The sequence below is a fragment of the Rhizobium leguminosarum genome (genome assembly GCF_002953715.1).
Taxonomy (GTDB): Bacteria; Pseudomonadota; Alphaproteobacteria; order Rhizobiales; family Rhizobiaceae; genus Rhizobium; species Rhizobium leguminosarum_V.
Genome location: NZ_CP025012.1, coordinates 3,921,502 through 3,937,119, shown reverse-complemented (window position 1 = coordinate 3,937,119; position 15,618 = coordinate 3,921,502). Strand labels below are relative to the sequence as shown.

Annotated in this window: 18 protein-coding genes; 11 read left to right on the top strand and 7 right to left on the bottom strand. The window is 60.6% G+C overall.

Annotated elements, in window-relative coordinates; all coding sequences use genetic code 11:
* The first annotated feature begins 28 nt into the window (after window positions 1–28).
* Complete coding sequence (locus tag CUJ84_RS19610) at window positions 29–607, top strand: TetR/AcrR family transcriptional regulator (protein ID WP_105007435.1); 579 nt, start codon at window positions 29–31, stop codon at window positions 605–607.
* Here the strand turns inward: CUJ84_RS19610 and nth are convergent.
* The gene (nth, locus tag CUJ84_RS19605) at window positions 572–1,378 is read right to left on the bottom strand and encodes an endonuclease III (RefSeq protein ID WP_199788734.1); all 807 of its coding nucleotides are present in this window, start codon (window positions 1,376–1,378) and stop codon (window positions 572–574) included. The two genes, CUJ84_RS19610 and nth, sit on opposite strands and share 36 nt — an antisense overlap.
* On the opposite strand from nth, the gene CUJ84_RS19600 reads away from it, so the two are divergent.
* Complete coding sequence (locus tag CUJ84_RS19600; protein WP_105007433.1) at window positions 1,377–1,874, top strand: DUF2244 domain-containing protein; 498 nt, start codon at window positions 1,377–1,379, stop codon at window positions 1,872–1,874. The two genes, nth and CUJ84_RS19600, sit on opposite strands and share 2 nt — an antisense overlap.
* A gap of 79 nt (window positions 1,875–1,953) precedes the next feature.
* Window positions 1,954–2,826, top strand: coding sequence for a methylated-DNA--[protein]-cysteine S-methyltransferase (locus tag CUJ84_RS19595; RefSeq protein WP_105007432.1), 873 nt, complete (start codon window positions 1,954–1,956; stop codon window positions 2,824–2,826).
* Between the two features lie 37 nt (window positions 2,827–2,863).
* Here CUJ84_RS19595 and CUJ84_RS19590 read toward each other — a convergent pair whose 3' ends face one another.
* Entirely contained in the window at window positions 2,864–3,889 is a 1,026-nt protein-coding gene (locus CUJ84_RS19590; RefSeq protein WP_105007431.1) for a sugar-binding transcriptional regulator, read from the bottom strand.
* Window positions 3,890–4,315: 426 nt separating this feature from the next.
* On the opposite strand from CUJ84_RS19590, the gene tal reads away from it, so the two are divergent.
* The 8 genes from tal to CUJ84_RS19550 all read left to right on the top strand — a co-directional run bounded on the left by tal (window position 4,316) and on the right by CUJ84_RS19550 (window position 10,837).
* Window positions 4,316–5,281 (top strand): transaldolase, encoded by a 966-nt coding sequence (gene tal, locus CUJ84_RS19585; protein WP_105007430.1) that lies wholly within the window; start codon window positions 4,316–4,318, stop codon window positions 5,279–5,281.
* A gap of 93 nt (window positions 5,282–5,374) precedes the next feature.
* Window positions 5,375–6,043: a DUF1345 domain-containing protein gene (locus tag CUJ84_RS19580; protein ID WP_105007429.1), complete on the top strand. Its 669-nt coding sequence runs from the start codon at window positions 5,375–5,377 to the stop codon at window positions 6,041–6,043.
* 84 nt (window positions 6,044–6,127) lie between these two features.
* On the top strand, window positions 6,128–6,574 hold the full coding sequence (locus tag CUJ84_RS19575; protein ID WP_105007428.1) for a DoxX family protein: 447 nt from the start codon (window positions 6,128–6,130) through the stop codon (window positions 6,572–6,574).
* Between the two features lie 121 nt (window positions 6,575–6,695).
* Window positions 6,696–7,187, top strand: coding sequence for a hypothetical protein (locus tag CUJ84_RS19570; RefSeq protein WP_105007427.1), 492 nt, complete (start codon window positions 6,696–6,698; stop codon window positions 7,185–7,187).
* 194 nt (window positions 7,188–7,381) lie between these two features.
* Window positions 7,382–7,660: a hypothetical protein gene (locus tag CUJ84_RS19565; protein WP_105007426.1), complete on the top strand. Its 279-nt coding sequence runs from the start codon at window positions 7,382–7,384 to the stop codon at window positions 7,658–7,660.
* A 249-nt stretch (window positions 7,661–7,909) separates the two neighbouring features.
* Window positions 7,910–8,632, top strand: coding sequence for a response regulator (locus tag CUJ84_RS19560; protein WP_105007425.1), 723 nt, complete (start codon window positions 7,910–7,912; stop codon window positions 8,630–8,632).
* Complete coding sequence (locus CUJ84_RS19555; RefSeq protein WP_105007424.1) at window positions 8,629–10,005, top strand: HAMP domain-containing sensor histidine kinase; 1,377 nt, start codon at window positions 8,629–8,631, stop codon at window positions 10,003–10,005. The genes CUJ84_RS19560 and CUJ84_RS19555 overlap by 4 nt, the downstream gene beginning before the upstream one ends.
* Window positions 10,006–10,177: 172 nt before the next feature.
* Window positions 10,178–10,837, top strand: a complete 660-nt coding sequence (locus tag CUJ84_RS19550) for a DUF3313 domain-containing protein (RefSeq protein ID WP_199788733.1) — start codon at window positions 10,178–10,180, stop codon at window positions 10,835–10,837.
* 79 nt (window positions 10,838–10,916) lie between these two features.
* On the opposite strand, the gene CUJ84_RS19545 is transcribed toward CUJ84_RS19550, so the two are convergent.
* The 5 genes from CUJ84_RS19545 to CUJ84_RS19525 all read right to left on the bottom strand — a co-directional run bounded on the left by CUJ84_RS19545 (window position 10,917) and on the right by CUJ84_RS19525 (window position 15,429).
* Window positions 10,917–11,090, bottom strand: coding sequence for a DUF1328 domain-containing protein (locus tag CUJ84_RS19545; protein WP_003552965.1), 174 nt, complete (start codon window positions 11,088–11,090; stop codon window positions 10,917–10,919).
* Between the two features lie 150 nt (window positions 11,091–11,240).
* Window positions 11,241–12,668 (bottom strand): gamma-aminobutyraldehyde dehydrogenase, encoded by a 1,428-nt coding sequence (locus tag CUJ84_RS19540; RefSeq protein WP_105008251.1) that lies wholly within the window; start codon window positions 12,666–12,668, stop codon window positions 11,241–11,243.
* Window positions 12,669–12,681: 13 nt separating this feature from the next.
* The gene (locus tag CUJ84_RS19535) at window positions 12,682–13,494 is read right to left on the bottom strand and encodes an ABC transporter permease (protein ID WP_105007422.1); all 813 of its coding nucleotides are present in this window, start codon (window positions 13,492–13,494) and stop codon (window positions 12,682–12,684) included.
* Window positions 13,484–14,446: an ABC transporter permease gene (locus CUJ84_RS19530; protein ID WP_105007421.1), complete on the bottom strand. Its 963-nt coding sequence runs from the start codon at window positions 14,444–14,446 to the stop codon at window positions 13,484–13,486. Before CUJ84_RS19530 ends, CUJ84_RS19535 begins: the two co-directional genes overlap by 11 nt.
* Window positions 14,443–15,429 carry an ABC transporter ATP-binding protein gene (locus tag CUJ84_RS19525; protein ID WP_105007420.1) on the bottom strand — a complete coding sequence of 329 codons (987 nt, stop codon included), beginning with the start codon at window positions 15,427–15,429 and terminating at the stop codon, window positions 14,443–14,445. Before CUJ84_RS19525 ends, CUJ84_RS19530 begins: the two co-directional genes overlap by 4 nt.
* Between the last annotated feature and the right edge of the window lie 189 nt (window positions 15,430–15,618).

The following is a 15,618-nucleotide window of genomic DNA, read 5'->3' as shown; positions in this document are numbered from 1 at the left end:
ACATTCTGTTTGTATGTAAATAGAGCGTATGAGCCGCAGCAATCGCGAGAGAACGGAACAGACGAGACAGGCGCTGATCGACGCCGGTCGGCGTCTATTCGTCGAGAAGGGTTATGCCGAAACCGCGACGCCGGAGATCGTGGCGGCAGCGGGTGTGACGCGGGGCGCGCTCTACCATCATTTTGAAGACAAGAGGGCGCTTTTTCGCGCGGTTGTCGAATGCGAGGCGAAAGCGGTGGCCGAGGCGATCGAGGCGCATTCGGCGTCGTACGACGCGCCGCGTGCCACGCTGATTGCCGGTGCCTCGGCCTATTTCGATGCGATGAGGGCAGAAGGGCGTACGCGGCTGCTGCTGATCGAGGCACCTGCCGTTCTCGGCTTGTCGGCGACCGCGGCGATCGATGCAGAGAATACGGAAGCGACGCTGCGGGCAGGGCTTGCAGCCATGCTTCCGGAGGCCGGCACTATGCTTGAATCGCTGACGTCGCTGCTATCGGCGGCCTTCGACCGGGCGGCGATCGCGATCGAGGCAGGCGCTGAGAGGCGGCCTTACGAACAGGCGATCGCTGTTCTACTCGACGGCCTCGCCGATCACCTGCGGCGGTAGCTCAATCAGCGGCGCCGGCACATCCCAACTCTTCTCCGCCGATTTGCAGAGATCGGCGATGATACAGCGCTCGCATTCGGGCCGGCGCGCCTTGCAGGTGTAGCGGCCATGCAGGATCAGCCAGTGATGGGCGTGATAGAGGTAATGTTTCGGGATCACCTTCATCAGCCGCGCCTCGACCTCGTCTGGCGTCTTACCGGGGGCAAGCCTGATGCGGTTGGCGATGCGGAAGATGTGCGTGTCGACGGCCATCGTCGCCTGGCCGAAGGCCATGGAAAGCACGACATTGGCGGTCTTGCGCCCGACGCCCGGCAATTTCACCAACTCGTCGCGTGTCTCCGGCACCTTGCCGCCGAATTGCTCGATCAGCATCTGCGAGAGCGCGATGACGTTCTTCGCCTTGTTGCGGTAGAGGCCGATCGTCTTGATGTAGTCGCGCAGCCGCTCCTCGCCGAGATCAAGCATCTTTTCCGGCGTATCGGCGATCCTGAAGAGGGCGCGCGTCGCCTTGTTGACGCCGACATCGGTCGCCTGCGCCGAAAGTGCCACGGCGACGACGAGCGTGAAGGGGTTGGTATGCTCGAGCTCGCCCCTCGGTTCCGGCCGCTGCACCGCGAAGCGGCGGAAGATCTCTTCGCGCTCGGCCAGGGAATAGGCCGTGTTCACCGCCGTCGCCGGTTTGCGGCGGGCAGTCAGATTCGAGCCCTGCGGCGTCTTGGTAACGGATTTGAGTTTCGGATTCGCCATGGAGACTCTATACTCAACGGCCATGATGGAAAGCAACGCCGACAGCTTCAACGAGCAGCCTGTTTTCGCCGCCGAACTCTTTCCCCACCGGTCGCTCGGCCGCCGGGGCTTCAAGGTGCTGCTTGCCCTGTCCGGTGCCGTCTGCTTGCTTTACGGCATGTTCTTCATCGTCACGGGCGCCTGGCCGATCGGCTTCTTCTTCGGCCTGGATTTCGTGCTTCTCTACGGCGCCTTCTGGCTGAGTTACCGCTCCGGGAGGGTGCGCGAGGAGGTGACGGTATCGCGCACGGATGTTTCGGTGCGCAAGTTTGCGCCATCAGGGCGGATGGTGGAGCATCATTTCAATCCGTTCTGGACGCGTTTCCTGGTTCGCCGGCACCAGGAGGTCGGCATCCTCTCCATGCACATCTTCGGTGAGGGCCGGCGCACGGATGTCGGCTCTTTCCTCAATCCCGACGATCGTGAAAGCTTCGCCAAGGCCTTCAAGGGGGCGCTCGCCACGGTCAAGCAGCGGATCTGAACCTATCCGGCTGCTACGCAAGAATCGGGTGGTTTGCTCACCCCCTATTGACTATCTCCTTGTGACAAGGAGAAAGACGATGAATATGATTGCCAACCTGCAGACAGACATCACGCCTGACGGCCCTGATTACGATATCGTCCGTCGGGTGATCGAACTCATCACCGAGGACTATCGCGACCAGCCCTCGCTGGAGGCGATCGCGGCGCGGCTCAACCAGTCGCCGACCCAGTTGCAGAAGACCTTCACCCGTTGGGCCGGTCTGTCACCAAAGGGCTTCCTGCAGGCCGTGACGCTCGATCACGCCAAGCGGCTGCTGCGTGGGGAAGACATGCCGCTGCTCGAGACCTCGATCGAGGTCGGCCTCTCCGGGCCGAGCCGCCTGCATGACCTTTTCGTCACGCATGAGGCGATGTCGCCCGGCGAATGGAAAGCCAAGGGCGGTGGTCTCATCATCCGCTACGGCTTCCACATCTGCCCCTTCGGCGTGGCGCTGATCATGGTGACCGACCGCGGCCTTGCCGGCCTTGCCTTCAGCGATTCCGGCGATGAGAGGGCTTGCCTCGAGGATATGACCTGCCGCTGGCCAAACGCTGAATATGTCGAAGACCTGCAGGCGACGGTTCCCTATGCCGCCCGCATCTTCGAGCCCGGCAAATGGTCCTCCGACCAGCCGCTGCGTGTCGTGTTGATCGGCACGGACTTCCAGGTGCGCGTCTGGCAGAGCCTGTTGAAAATCCCGTTCGGCAAGGCCGTCACCTATTCCGATATCGCCAACGATATCGGCCGTCCGACGGCGCAGCGCGCCGTGGGTGCGGCGGTGGGGGCAAACCCGATCTCCTTCGTGGTGCCCTGCCATCGGGCGCTCGGCAAGAATGGCGCGCTGACGGGCTACCATTGGGGCCTCACCCGCAAACGGGCGATGCTCGGCTGGGAATCGGCGCACGCCTGAATGGGTTTCCTGGGCGGAGCGGCGGGTCGTTCGCCGCTTATCGCTCTGCCACATCTACCTGCTGCGGAGAAATGGCAGATGGTGACGTCTCGGCCAGTTCCAGCAACGCCCGGGCAGCACTTTCATCGGTGATCAGCGTGTTGCAGCCGATGCGCTTGATCGTCGCACGGATCGCCACGGCCCGATGGGCGCCGCCGGAGGAGAGCACGATGTGCTTGGCCTCTTTCAGCGTGTCGAGATCGACGGACATGACGCGCCGGTTGATCGAGTGGTCGACCGAATTGCCGTCCCTGTCGAGGAAGTTGAACATCGTGTCGCAGACGCAGCCGGCATCGATCAACTCTTGCAACTCTGCCTTCGATATCCAGCCCTCCGACAGCGAGGTCGAATGCGGGCCGATATCGCCGCAGCTGACGATCGCCAGATCGAGGTTCTCGGCGAGACGGTAGATCGTGTCCAGCCCGCATTTCTCGATCAGATTGCGCTTGGTTTCAATGGAATCGACGAGAAGCGGCGCCAGGAACATGTAGCATTCCGCGCCGAGCTGGTTTGCCAGCCGCCATGTGTAATCGATCGGGTTGGTCTGGTGCACGGCAACGATGCCGCCGAGCAGCGAAACGACCTTGCAATTGGCGCGGCGCGGCGGCCGGAAGCTCGACAGCGAGGCGGTCATGGTGCGGCCCCAGCCGACGCCGATGGTATAGTCGTCGGGGATGGCTTCGGAGAGGAATTGGCCAAGCGCCAGACCGACATTTTTAGCCAGCGAATTGACGTCGCCATTGACCGGCGCAGGGACGACGATCGCCTCGTCTAGGCCATAGGCACGCTCCAGCTTCACCGAAAGTTCGACGCAGTCGCCGATCGAATCGTTGATCCAGATCTGGACTTCGCTGCGCTTCATCGCCTCGTCGAGCAGACGGATCACCGTCGTGCGGCTGATGCCGAGCTGTTCGGCGACGTCCTTCTGGGTCAGACCCTCGTTGTAATAGAGCCATGCCGCCCTTAGCCGCAGCGAGGATGCCTCCGAATAGGCCGTGTGCGTGCCGCGTTTGAGCTTGACCACATCTCCTCCGCACGATTTCCTGCCCTAGATCCCTCATGGGATGAAAGGCCTTAGCGACGCTTTTGTTGCCGGGGATAATGACGGGTGTGACACTTATGTCAATTGAAATGCACAAATGTCCTTGACTTTTCGTAAGGCGAATGGCGATAGTCCGGGTGACACACGTCGTTCTTGTCCGTCCGAGGAGGACATAGTGCGGGCATGCCGAAAGTCACGACCGGCCTTCCAGCCGCAAGCGGCATCGCTTGCGTTTGAGCAGCCGTTCGTTCGCGGCCGGAACACGGCCACTGTCCTTCACGTTTATGAATCATCCGTGACGGATGCGCGCATTTTCGCCTGCAGCATGCAAACAACCTGTCGGTAGATCACCTTTGCCCGGCGGAACTCGCGCCGGTCGCAGCCCAAGTTCAACAAGGATTATTGACCATGACATCCAAGCTTGACCAACTCCGCGAGATTACCACCGTGGTCGCCGATACCGGCGACATCGAAGCCGTCGCCCGCCTGAAGCCTGTGGATTGCACGACGAACCCGAGCATCGTGCTCAAGGCTCTCGGCACGCCGATGTTTGCTGACGCCATCAAGGAAGCCGTCGCCTGGGGCAAGAAACAGGGCGGCAATCCCGAAGCCGTTTCATCAGCCGTCGCCGATCGTCTCGCCATCTCCGTCGGCGCAGCCCTGGTGAAGCTCGTCCCGGGCCGCGTCTCGACCGAAGTCGACGCTGATCTTTCCTTCGATACCGAGGCTTCGCTTGCCAAGGCGCGCGCAATCATCGCCGCCTACAAGGATCGCGGCATCGGCCAGGACCGCATCCTCATCAAGCTCGCCTCCACCTGGGAAGGCATCCGCGCTGCGGAAGTGCTGCAGAAGGAAGGCATCGACTGCAACCTGACGCTTCTCTTCAGCAAGGCCCAGGCGATTGCCTGCGCCGACGCAAAGGTATTCCTGATCTCGCCCTTCGTCGGCCGCATCCTCGACTGGTACAAGAAGTCGACCGGCAAGGATTACACTGCCGAGGAAGATCCGGGCGTCATCTCCGTCCGTGAAATCTACAACTACTACAAGGTGAACGACATCAAGACGATCGTCATGGGCGCCTCCTTCCGCAGCGCCGGCGAAATCGAAGCCCTTGCCGGCTGCGACCGCCTGACTATCAGCCCGAACCTGCTCGACGAGCTCGCCAAGGATGAGGGCAAGCTGGAGCGCAAGCTCTCGCCGGAGAGCCGCAAGCCGGATCCGAAGGTCTCCGTTGACGAGAAGACCTTCCGCTGGATGATGAACGAAGATGCGATGGCGACGGAAAAACTCGCCGAAGGCATCCGCGCCTTCGCCAAGGATCTGGGAACGTTGCGCACCATGGTGCAGAAGGAACTGCAGCTCGCCGCCGCCTGATAAGGCACGGCATAAAATCGGAGGCGCGGCTGCCGGCTGGCAGGCGCGCCTTTTTCGTGCTGTTATCAAGGGCTTATGCTGTCGGAGACCGATATGGCGGATGAAGAACGAGCAAATTCGCTGGCGGCCTTTGCCTACAAACATGCGAGCTTCATCATCGCCGCCCTTGCCGGGCTGGTGGTCTTCCTGCTTCTGACCTCGCGCGAAGTCAGCGCCGGCAACATCTTGTTCGGCTGGAATGTCAGCGCCGGCGTTTTTGTGGCTCTCAGCTGGCGCAAGATGCTGCGGGCGACGGTCAAAAGCATCCGGAAACGTTCCGCGGATCTCGACTTCTCCGACACCGTCCTGCTGGCTCTTTCGATCGGTGCGGCACTTGCCAGCATTGCCGGGATCGGCCTGGAGCTTCATTCGATCAAGGAGGCGGCACCTGATGTTGCGCTGGCGCGGGCAGGTGCCGCGGTTCTGACGATCCTGATCTCCTGGATCTTCCTGCATACGCTCTTCACCATCCACTATGCCCATTATTTCTACGGCGGCGCGGACGAGGAGGGCGGGCTCAAGTTTCCGGACGGGATCGAAGAGCCCGGCTACTGGGATTTCCTCTATTTCTCCTTCACCATCGGCGTTGCCGCACAAACGGCGGATGTTGCGGTCAGTTCGACCAGCATGCGCAAGCTGACGCTGTTGCATGCCGTGCTATCGTTTCTGTTCAATACGACGATCCTGGCGCTGGCGATCAATGTCGGAGCGAGCCTGCTATAATGCATCTTGCCAAAGCGGCTGCGAGGCTCTGAGGAGCTGAACGCATGAGCGGGCCGAACCACCCGCTCTTCAAAACCGGAGGGTATGATGGAAAACGCGTCAAGCCGGCCCCGACTGGCCGATCTCATTCTTCTCCTCGGCAGGCTTCTGCTGTCGCTGATCTTCCTGCACGAAGGTTGGTCACTCGCGGCAGATATCACTGCGACCATCGACACTTTCGCGAAACTGGGTCTTTCGGCACCGGTCGCGCTTGCCACCATTGCCCTTCAGATCGGCGCCGGCCTTTCCGTTGCGACAGGGCTCCTCAGCCGGCTTGGCGCACTGGCGCTGGCGCTCTTCTGCCTGGCGACCGCCTTGCTCTTTCACACGAATTTTGAGAGCCAGAACGAGCTGCTGCATTTCGAGAAGGACCTGGCGATTGCGGGCGGCATGTTCGTCCTGGTGGCTTCGGGTGCGGGATCGATATCGATCGACAATCTGCTGCGAAGGCGGGCCGGGATGCCTCCCTGGCTCAGGGCGGCGTTGTCGTGAATGCCCGAGGTCCGATCACGGGGCTGAATTTCGCGAGCGCTCGCAGGCGCAATAAAACCGAATAAAACCGAACAAACAGAAGCGTCGATGCGGGCTACACTTTTGGCGACAGGTCAGGAGTGTGCCAGTGATGCCTTCCGCGCAAAACAATCAGCAACAGCCAATTCTCGTCTTTCTCGCAAAAGACGCTGCCTGCGACATCGTCTCGAAATTGAATGAGAACGGATATGTCGCGGCGGCTGTGTCCTCGGTGCCGGAACTCTTCGACGCCTTGCGTTCGGACCGATATTTTCTGGCCGTAACGATGCGATCGGATATCGACATGGTCCGAAATATCAAGCCGATACCGGTCATCAATCTGGAGGTGTTTTTCCATACTGTCCAGTCGGCCACGAAGTCCGTCCGCTCGTCGAAGGAGTTCGACAGCGATGCATTTCTAAGAAGGATCGCGGCCCTCACGGAGTCAAGGACAGGCAGGGTTAGTGCAGTCCGAAGAGATCCGGCCGCAAACGGGACAGTGATTGCAAGCACGGCGAAGGCATCCCGGTGGCGGGCCGCCACATCTCTTCTGTTAAGTCGCCGCGCCGCGCCCAGCGCAGAACGGGCCGATTAGACGTGGGCGCATTCTCATCCCCGACGGACCGGTCTTCACCCGGTTCAGATCCCGATGACCGTGCCCTGTCTCTCCGGCTGTCCACGCTGCGCCACGTTCCCGACGGATCCTATGGGCATCTTTCTACCGGGTTTCGTCGGCTTGAAAGCGTCATTCCGAAACCAGAACTTCTTACTTGGTGCGGGTGTCTTCTCATGTTTCAGTTGCTCGGGGCAGCGTCAGCGAGTGGATATATCATCACGGCATTGTTCGTGCTCGTGGCGCTCGGTCGTCTCGCCAGAAATGTTCTCCACAAGCTCACCGCATGGCTGCCGAAGCGCTCAGCGTTGAAGCATTACACGACGGCGATCGTCTCTCTGGTGTTCTTTTGCCTGCTGGTCGTTCGGATGTGTTTCATCGCCACCGTCATCATCGATAGCGCAATCCGAGGTGACCATGTGGAAGTCAGCGGTGACCCCGAAAGGCAGTTTTGACGGCGGGCTCCGTGTCGGAAATCCCGCAACATATCTCAACATTATCGAATATAGCATTGCACGATACTTGATATCCTAAAGGCGGAGCCGTGTCGGCGCGGCGACAGATCGTGTGGTGTCTGATGTCCGCGAGATTAACCACTGCGGTTGACAGTGGCCGAGGCCGCCTGACCGAGGCACGGTGAAACGTGGTAATTTCGCGCCGAGAGACATCTCCCGGCAAGAGAACGAATGACGATGGCGTAAGAAATGGCAGTTCCCAATCAGGTTCATATCCTCATCGTCGAAGACGATCCGGCAATCGCAGATATGCTGGTGGACCTTGTTCGAACCAGCGGCTTCGAGGCCTCGTCGGTGGACAGCGGCGCGGCTATGGATCGAATGATGGCGCGACAGCAATTCGATCTCGTCGTCCTCGATGCGATGTTGCCGGGCGAGGACGGCTTCAGCATCTGCAGGCGGCTTCGTGCGTCGTGTTCGGTGCCAATCCTGATGCTGACGGCGCTCCAGGAGGATATCGACCGCATTCTCGGCCTGGAGCTCGGAGCCGATGACTATGTCACGAAACCATTCAACTCCCGCGAGCTGCTGGCCCGGATCAAGAGTATTCTCCGCAGAGCGTCATATGCTCATCATCAGGAGGAAGCACTTGGACCGATGATGTTCTCGGGATGGCGCATCGATCCAAAAAGCCGTCAACTCCACGACGCGGACGGAGCGCAGGTTTCCATGACAACCGCGGAGTTCGATATCCTTCTGGCCTTCTGCTGCAATCCCAACAAGGTTTTGACGCGTGAACAGCTCTTGTCGATGACACATGCCGGATCAGCGGGGCCGGTCGAGCGCAGCATCGACGCCCACATCAGCCGGGTCAGGCAAAAGATCGAACCAAATCTGAAAGATCCGACGTTCATCAAGACGGTGCGGCTGGGCGGTTATCTCTTCGCATCCAAGGTAGAGCGTCTCTCTTGAGAAATTTCCGGCGAGCTTCGATCCAAAGCCAGATCCTCATATTGGCGACCTTCCTTGTCGTGCTCGTTTCCGTCGTGGCGACCGCCATGGAGCCCTATATCTACGGCCGTCATGATCGCGGGTTTCAAAACGGCCTGTTTGCTGCCAAAGCGGCGATGGTCGCGGAGCAATTTGCCCAGGCAAGTTCAGCGCAAGACGAAGTCGCCGTTCTCAAGAGAGCAGCAGCGCTCGGCGTTGAGGTCGAAAAATTGTCGCTGGACCGGCCGCTTGCCGGCAAACAGCAGATGGTATCTCCAAGCGAGCTGGTGGCGCGCATCAACACAATGCTCGCCGACAATATTTTCGCGGCATTTCATCGCTTCGCCATCGGTCAATCACACCCTGATGTACTGACTGTCGGAATCGACGACAAGCGCGCGCTTGTCTTTCAACTGCCGGTTTTTCCCAGCTACGTCTGGTTTGTTCCAGCCGCGGCGAGCGGATTTTTGAAAATCGTCATCCCACTGGTGCTGCTCGCATATTTCAGCAGCTGGCTCATCACCGAACCTCTGAGGCACTTTGCCGCCGCTGCAAAGCGAGCGAGCATGGAGGGCAGCTGGGAAAAGCCTTTCGAGCCGGACGGCGCATCCGAGATTCGAAGTCTGGCGGAATCGCTGAACGTCATGAGCGATCGAATCCAGAGCATGGCAGAGGATCGAACAAGAATGCTGAGTGGCGTGGGTCATGATCTCAGGACACCCCTGACGAGATTGCGGATGCGTGCCGAGCGTTCCGGCGAGCCCGAGCTTCGCAGCCTGATGCTGGCCGATATCGCCACCTTGAGTTTCATGATCGACGAGTGCCTGGCCTTTTTTAAAGACGCATCCACTGCGGAGGCTGATCGAAAGGTCGATATCTCAAGCCTGCTGCAGACGATTGCGACAGACTTCTCCGACATGGGCATCGATGTGAGCTTCACCGGTCCGCGGCGGCTGGCGTTTATCTGCAAACCTCAGGCCCTTACTCGGGCAATTACCAATCTGGTCGACAATGCGTCTCGTTATGCAAAGCAAGTCGAAATCGATCTGCAAGAGAGCGACGATGGCGGGATCAAAATATCGGTGGGCGACAACGGCCCAGGTTTGACCGATGAGGCCAAGGCGAAAGTTCTGGAGCCGTTCTTCAAAGTGGATAAATCCCGCCAGATCGGTGCCAAAGGCGGCTCCGGGCTTGGACTCGGCCTTCCGATCGCCAAAGGAATCGTCACCAAAGCGCACAATGGACAATTGACGTTGTTGGACAGGAAGCCAACCGGCCTGGTCGTCGTGATCGATCTTCCCGCCCCTCAGGGGATCCAGCCCGGAGGCTCGCCGTCGATCCCTTCATCACATTGACTTACTGCCCGTCGTGGTCGTGGCGTCGTCACGCATCGCGCTGCATTCGCAGCAAAAGACGGCTCGCGAACATTTCCGCATATCATAGCAAACACAGCAACATTCGAATTCCATAAAACCGGTTCCAGCAGATCCCATGCCATTCGGCATTTCCAAAGCTGGAGCCAAGTCATTGATAATAAATCTGAAAATCGGCGTTGCACTCATGCTCGCCTGTTCGAGCGTTGCCGCATGCACGACCCCTGACCCCACGGTTTATTCCGGACTTGCTTCGGCATCACAGCTCCAGCCGAACATTGAGGATAAAACCGGCCGCGTGCCGTATCGCTATCAGACGAAAGTCAACTGGAGCCAGTACAACCGGATCATTGTCGATCCCGTTACCGTCTATAACGGACCTGACAGTCAGTTTGGCAAGCTTCCGGAAAAGGACAGGAGCTTCCTGGCCAATTACATGCAGACTCAATTCACCGAAAAATTGAAGACGCGCTTTGCGGTCGTCAGTGCAGTCGCTCCGGCAACTCTCAGATTGCATCTGACGTTGACGGGTGCGAAGGCGACGACTGCGGTACTCGGAACGGTCACGCGCATCGACGTCGCAGGCGGATTGTACAACACCGTCCAGGCCGCTCGCGGCCGAGAAGGTTCGATGACCGGTTCGGTGAATTATGCCGTGGAGATCTATGATGCTGCGAGCAACCGGCTCGTGTCTTCCTATGTCACCAAGCAATATCCCAATGCGATGAATATCGGCGCAAGCTTCACGGCGATGGACGCCTCCATGGTGGGCGTCCGCAAAGGTGCCGATGCCCTGCTTGCCGAGTTGAAATAGGCCGCGGGGCTTAAAGGGGCTGTGGCGACAACAGCCGGCGGGGGCCGCAAGCGCAATGCGCAGCGGCCCCCGCGACCGCTCACAGGATCGCCTGGCCGGCCATCAGCGCAAGGACAAGGAAGATCAGGAAGATCACCAGCGCAATGCCGAAGAGAACGCGTGCGATCGTCGCGGTCGCTGCAGAAACGCCGGAAAAACCGAAGAAGCCGGCGATGATCGAAATGACAAAAAATATCAGAGCCCATTTCAGCATGACATCATCCTTTGCGTTTGCTTGGGAAAGACGCGGCAACCGGGAAAATGTTCCAGATCGCTTGAATGGAATGGCGATCTCTGGGGAGCACCCTCCCGGTGCTACCGATGGGCATTGCGTCGAATTTCGTACCCTTGCCTTTCCCGCCGGTCAGCCGTGATTGATCATCACGTGGCGTACGGCGGTGTAGTCCTCCAGTGCGTAGACCGACATGTCCTTGCCGTAGCCCGACTGTTTGAGGCCGCCATGCGGCATCTCGTTGACCAGCATGAAATGCGTGTTGATCCAGGTGCAGCCATATTGCAGGCGGGCGGCGGTCTTCATGCCGCGGCCGATATCCTTGGTCCAGACGGAGGAGGCCAGGCCGTAATCGCTATCGTTTGCCCAGGCAACGGCATCATCGGCATCGGAGAAGCGGGTGACCGAGACGACCGGGCCGAAGACCTCGCGGCGGACGATCTCGTCGTCCTGCAGGGCGCCTGCAATGACCGTCGGCGTGAAGAAGAAGCCCTTGTCACCGGAGACCTTGCCGCCTGCGGTGATCTCCATGTGCTTGTGCTCGGAAGCACGGGCGACGAAGCTCTCGACGCGGTCGCGCTGGCGCCTGGAGATCAGGGGGCCGATCTCGTTTTCGGTATCGTCGGCCTGGTTGAAGCGGATGCTCGAGACGGCTGAGGAGAGGTCGGCGACGAAATTGTCGTAGACCTTGGCATCGGCATAGATGCGACAGGCGGCCGTGCAATCCTGGCCGGCATTGTAATAGCCGAAGGTGCGGATGCCTGCGACAACGGCATCGATATCGGCATCGTCGAAGACGATGACCGGGGCCTTGCCGCCGAGTTCCAGATGGGTCCGCTTGACCGTCTTAGCGGCGGCCTGCAGCACCTTCTTGCCGGTTGCGACATCGCCGGTGATCGAGACCATGCCGATCTTGGCATGATTGATCAGGGCGTTGCCGACACTTTCGCCACGGCCGAGGATAACGTTGACAACGCCTTCGGGAAGGATTTCGGAGAGCAGCTTGGCCATTTTCAGCGCCGTCAGCGGCGTCTGCTCCGAAGGCTTGAAGACGACGGTATTGCCGCCGGCAATGGCCGGCGCCAGCTTCCAGGCCATCATCATCAGCGGATAGTTCCACGGCGCGATCGAGCCGACGATGCCGATAGGATCGCGGCGGATCATCGAGGTGTGGCCAGGCAGATATTCACCGGCCGCCGGTGCGTGCAGGTTGCGCACGGCGCCGGCGAAGAAGCGATAACAATCGACGATCGCCGGGATTTCGTCGTTCAGCACGGCATTGATCGGCTTGCCGCAGTTCAGCGCCTCCAGTGTGGCGAAGCCGACGGCATCCTTCTCGATGGCGTCGGCGATCTTCAGCAGGTAGCCGGAACGCTCGCCAGGCGTCGTCTGCGACCAGCTGGTGAAGGCTTTTTCGGCGGCATCGACGGCAGCATCGACCTGGGAGAGCGAGGCTTCCGGAAGGTCGATCACCGTCTCGCCCGTCTTCGGGTTCAGGATGTGCTCTTCCGTCTCCGTGCCTCTTTCGAAGCGGGAACCGATCAGCATTTGGATATCCATGATGTTCTCCCTTTCATTTGCCGGCGCCGGCGATCTGGTCGCCATCGCGGGTGAGGTAATAGGCTGCCAGGATCGGCAGGAAGGTGACGAGCACCACGACCATGGCGACCACATTGGTGACAGGGCGCTGGCGCGGGCGGATGAGTTCTTCGAGCATCCAGATCGGCAAGGTCGATTGCTGGCCGCCGGTGAAGGTGGTGACGATGACCTCGTCGAAAGACAGGGCGAAGGCAAGCATGCCGCCAGCAAGAAGGGCGGTGCCGATATTCGGCAGGATGACATGACGGAAGGTCTGGAAGCCGTCGGCGCCGAGATCCATCGAGGCCTCGATCAGCGAGCCTGAGGTGCGGCGGAAGCGGGCAACCGCATTGTTGTAGACGACGACCACGCAGAAGGTAGCGTGGCCGAGCACGATGGTCCAGACCGAAAACGGGATGTCGAACAGACTGAAGGCGGAGCGCAGGGCAATGCCGGTGATGATGCCGGGAAGGGCGATCGGCAGGATGACCAGCAGCGAGATCGCCTCGCGGCCGAAGAATTTCGTCTGGCTGACGGCTGCTGCACAGAGCGTGCCGAGGACCAGCGCGATCGCCGTGGCGATGACGGCGACCTGCACGGAAAGGCCAAGCGCCGACCAGACGTCCGGCCGGTTCCAGGCGACGGCAAACCACCGCAGCGTCAGCCCGGGCGGCGGCCATTGATAGCTCTTTTCCTCCGTCGTGAAGGCATAGACGAAGATCAGCAGGATCGGCAGGTGCAGGAAGAGCAGCCCGCCGGCTGCGGCGATCTTCAGGGGCAGTGGCGATCTCTTGAGGTCAGAGCGCATCGAACGCCCCCAATTTCCTGGCGAGCGACAGATAAAGCGCCATGATGACGATCGGCACGACGGAGAAGGCGGCGGCGAGCGGCACATTACCGGCCGTTCCCTGCTGGGCATAGACCGCCTGGCCGATGAAGAGCCTGGACGAGCCGATGATCTGCGGGATGATGTAATCACCCAATGTCAGCGAGAAGGTGAAGATCGAACCGGCGACGATGCCGGGCAGCGCCAAGGGCAGGAGCACGGTGCGGAAGGTCTGACGCGGCGTGGCGCCGAGATCCGCCGAGGCCTCGATCAGGTTGCCGGGCACCCGCTCGAGGGCCGCCTGCGTCGGCAGGATCATATAGGGGAGCCAGATATAGACGAAGACGATGAAGGTGCCGAGATAGCTGACCGACAGCGAGTTTCCGCCGATGACGGGCAGGTTCAGGATGGCATCGAGCAGCCAGGAGAGATGGAGCTTCTCGAAGATCCAGGTGAGGATGCCCTCCTTGGCGAGGATCAGCTTCCAGGCGTAGATCTTGACGAGATAGCTCGACCAGAGCGGCAGCATGACGCCGAGATAGAAGAGCGCCTTCCATTTGCCTTGCGCATAACGCGCCGCATAATAGGCGATGGGGAAGCCGATCAGGGCGGCAGCGACGGTGACCAGCGCCGACATGACCAGGGTGCGGATGATGATGTCGAAATTCGCAGGATTCAGCAGTTGGGCATAGGTCGAGAGGGTGAATTCGGTATTCACCAGCCCGGAGAAATCGTCGATCGAGAAGAAGCTCTGCAGAAGCAGGGCGATCAGTGAGCCGATATAGATGATGCCGAGCCAGAGCAGCGGCGGCGTCAGCATCAGGAAGAGCAAGAGCTTCGGGTGCCGCCAGAAGGCATCCGACAGCTGGCCGAAGAACCCGCCGCGTCCCGGAAGGATCGATGTCTTGCCGCCTGTGATGGTGAGCGCCGTCATGCCGCATCATCCATGTAGTGGATATCGGCCGGTTGCCAGGCGAGGCGGATACCGGCGCCGACATCCGGCACCGGCGCGCCCGCCGGCAGCATGACATGCAGCCGGCTGCCCTTGAGATCGACGCTGAGACGTGTGGCCGCGCCGAGGAAGCTTGCATTTTCGACTTTCGCCTCGACGCCGTCGCTTGCCAGCCGGATCGCCTCGGGACGGAGGCTCGCCCAGCGTTTCTCGCCGCCGAGCAGGGCCATCAGATCAGGCGCGATGACGTTCGACGAGCCGACGAAATCGGCGACGAAGCGGGTCTTCGGGCAGCGGTAGATATCCTGCGGCGTGCCTTGCTGGACGATGTTGCCATCGTTGAAGACGGCGACGCGGTCGGCCATGGACAGCGCCTCGCCCTGATCGTGGGTGACGAAGACGAAGGTGATGCCGAGCGCGCGCTGCAGGCTCTTCAATTCCTCCTGCATCTGCTCGCGCAGCTTCAGGTCCAGCGCGCCGAGCGGCTCGTCGAGCAGCAGCACCTTCGGCTTGTTGACGAGCGCGCGGGCGAGCGCCACGCGCTGCCGCTGGCCGCCGGACAGCTGGCCGGGGCGGCGGGCGCCGTAGCCCGGCAGCTTGACGAGTTCGAGGGCATCGCCTGCCGCCTTCATCCGCTCCGCCTTGCCGACGCCCTTGACCATCAGCCCATAGGCAACATTGTCGAGGATATTGAGATGCGGAAAGAGTGCGTAGTCCTGAAACACGGTGTTGACGTTGCGGCGATAGGGCGGAATGCCGTCGGCCGTTTCGCCGAAGATCTGGATATGGCCCGCGGTTGGCTGCTCGAAGCCGGCGATCAATCTCAGGCACGTCGTCTTGCCGGAGCCGGATGGCCCGAGCATGGCAAAGAATTCGCCGGGCGCGATCTCGAGATCGACGCCGTCGACGGCGCGAACCTGGCCGAAATGGCGCGATACCTGCTGGAAACGGACGGCTGACGTCATGGGGGCTCCGGTTCTTGGGATGCACTGAACGGGTGAGATTCTTGCAGACGCAAAAACTCCTCCCCAACCCCTCCCCGGAAGGGGGAGGGACTTAACCTGCGGCACCCTCCGGATACAACCTTACTGCTGCATACAGCAGGGACGAGGCGGCGCCGCTGAAGCCCCTCCCCCGTATGGGGAGGGGTTGGG

Excerpts from the sequence above, each read along its gene's own strand:
- CUJ84_RS19610 (WP_105007435.1), top strand. The coding sequence starts at position 29 with ATGAGCCGCAGCAATCGCGAGAGAACGGAACAGACGAGACAGGCGCTG.
- CUJ84_RS19600 (WP_105007433.1), top strand. The coding sequence starts at position 1,377 with ATGATGGAAAGCAACGCCGACAGCTTCAACGAGCAGCCTGTTTTCGCC.
- nth (WP_199788734.1), bottom strand. The coding sequence starts at position 1,378 with ATGGCCGTTGAGTATAGAGTCTCCATGGCGAATCCGAAACTCAAATCC.
- CUJ84_RS19595 (WP_105007432.1), top strand. The coding sequence starts at position 1,954 with ATGAATATGATTGCCAACCTGCAGACAGACATCACGCCTGACGGCCCT.
- tal (WP_105007430.1), top strand. The coding sequence starts at position 4,316 with ATGACATCCAAGCTTGACCAACTCCGCGAGATTACCACCGTGGTCGCC.
- CUJ84_RS19580 (WP_105007429.1), top strand. The coding sequence starts at position 5,375 with ATGGCGGATGAAGAACGAGCAAATTCGCTGGCGGCCTTTGCCTACAAA.
- CUJ84_RS19575 (WP_105007428.1), top strand. The coding sequence starts at position 6,128 with ATGATGGAAAACGCGTCAAGCCGGCCCCGACTGGCCGATCTCATTCTT.
- CUJ84_RS19565 (WP_105007426.1), top strand. The coding sequence starts at position 7,382 with ATGTTTCAGTTGCTCGGGGCAGCGTCAGCGAGTGGATATATCATCACG.
- CUJ84_RS19560 (WP_105007425.1), top strand. The coding sequence starts at position 7,910 with ATGGCAGTTCCCAATCAGGTTCATATCCTCATCGTCGAAGACGATCCG.
- CUJ84_RS19545 (WP_003552965.1), bottom strand. The coding sequence starts at position 11,090 with ATGCTGAAATGGGCTCTGATATTTTTTGTCATTTCGATCATCGCCGGC.
- CUJ84_RS19540 (WP_105008251.1), bottom strand. The coding sequence starts at position 12,668 with ATGGATATCCAAATGCTGATCGGTTCCCGCTTCGAAAGAGGCACGGAG.
- CUJ84_RS19535 (WP_105007422.1), bottom strand. The coding sequence starts at position 13,494 with ATGCGCTCTGACCTCAAGAGATCGCCACTGCCCCTGAAGATCGCCGCA.
- CUJ84_RS19530 (WP_105007421.1), bottom strand. The coding sequence starts at position 14,446 with ATGACGGCGCTCACCATCACAGGCGGCAAGACATCGATCCTTCCGGGA.
- CUJ84_RS19525 (WP_105007420.1), bottom strand. The coding sequence starts at position 15,429 with ATGACGTCAGCCGTCCGTTTCCAGCAGGTATCGCGCCATTTCGGCCAG.